Annotated in this window: 1 protein-coding gene; it reads left to right on the top strand. The window is 72.8% G+C overall.

The window, feature by feature from the left end:
* The coding region (locus AC5LUJ_RS21865; protein ID WP_493465641.1) for an ATP-binding cassette domain-containing protein at positions 1 to 1,524 on the top strand (1,524 nt) is incomplete at both ends.

Raw genomic sequence — 1,524 nt, 5'->3', positions numbered from 1 at the left:
CCAGAAGTCGTTCCTCTCCAAGGACCCCGACGCGCTGCAACCGCATATCCGGGCGTTCGTGGACCGGGCGGTCACCTTCACCACCTGCCCCGAGTGCGACGGCACCCGGCTGGGCGAGGCCGCCCGCTCCTCGCGGATCGGCGGGATCAACATCGCCGACGCCTGCGCGATGCAGATCAGCGACCTGGCCGCCTGGCTCCGCGGCCTCGACGAGCCGTCGGTGGCACCGCTGCTCGCGGCGCTGCGACAGACCCTCGACTCGTTCGCGGAGATCGGGCTGGGCTACCTCTCGCTCGACCGGCCGTCGGGCACGCTGTCCGGTGGCGAGGCGCAGCGCGTCAAGATGATCCGCCACCTCGGTTCCTCGCTCACCGACGTCACCTACGTCTTCGACGAGCCCACCACCGGCCTGCACCCCCATGACATCCAGCGGATGAACGGCCTGCTGCTGCGGCTGCGGGACAAGGGCAACACGGTGCTCGTCGTGGAGCACAAGCCGGAGACGATCGCGATCGCCGACCACGTCGTCGACCTCGGCCCCGGCGCCGGTGCGGCGGGCGGCGCCGTCTGCTTCGAGGGCACCGTCGAGGGGCTGCGGGCCAGCGGCACCCTCACCGGCCGCCATCTCGACGACCGGGCCGCCCTCAGGAAGACGGTGCGGACGCCCACCGGCCGGCTTCCGGTCCGCGGCGCGACGGCGCACAACCTGCGTGACGTCGACGTCGACATCCCCCTCGGGGTGCTTGTCGTCGTCACCGGCGTCGCCGGCTCCGGCAAGAGCTCGCTCGTGCACGGGTCGCTGCCCTATCTCTCGGGGCCAGCCGGCGCGGGTGTGGTGTCGATCGGCCAGGGCGCGATCCGCGGCTCGCGACGGAGCAACCCGGCGACGTACACCGGCCTGCTCGACCCGATCCGCAAGGCGTTCGCCAAGGCCAACGGCGTGAAGCCGGCGCTGTTCAGCGCCAACTCCGAGGGCGCCTGCCCCACCTGCAACGGTGCCGGCGTCAGCTACACCGACCTGGCGATGATGGCCGGCGTCGCCACCACCTGCGAGGAGTGCGAGGGAAAGCGGTTCCAGGCATCGGTGCTGGAGCACCACCTCGGCGGCCGCGACATCAGCGAGGTGCTCGCGATGTCGGTGACCGAGGCCGCGGAGTTCTTCGGCGCCGGCGAGGCGCGCACGCCGGCCGCGCACGCCATCCTCGACCGGCTCGCCGACGTCGGGCTCGGCTACCTCAGCCTCGGCCAGCCGCTCACCAGCCTGTCCGGCGGCGAGCGGCAGCGGCTCAGGCTGGCCACCCACATGGCCGCCAACGGCGGCGTCTACGTCCTCGACGAGCCGACCGCCGGCCTGCACCTCGCCGACGTCGAGCGGCTGCTCGGCCTGCTCGACCGGCTCGTCGACGCCGGCAGGTCGGTCATCGTCGTCGAGCACCACCAGGCGGTCATGGCGCACGCCGACTGGATCATCGATCTCGGCCCCGGCGCCGGCCACGACGGCGGCCGGATCGTCTTCGAGGGCAC

The sequence above is a fragment of the Protofrankia sp. CiP1_Cm_nod3 genome (genome assembly GCF_982290655.1).
The sequence above is the reverse complement of the archived record's forward strand: the minus strand, read 5'-3'. Positions and strand labels throughout refer to the sequence as shown.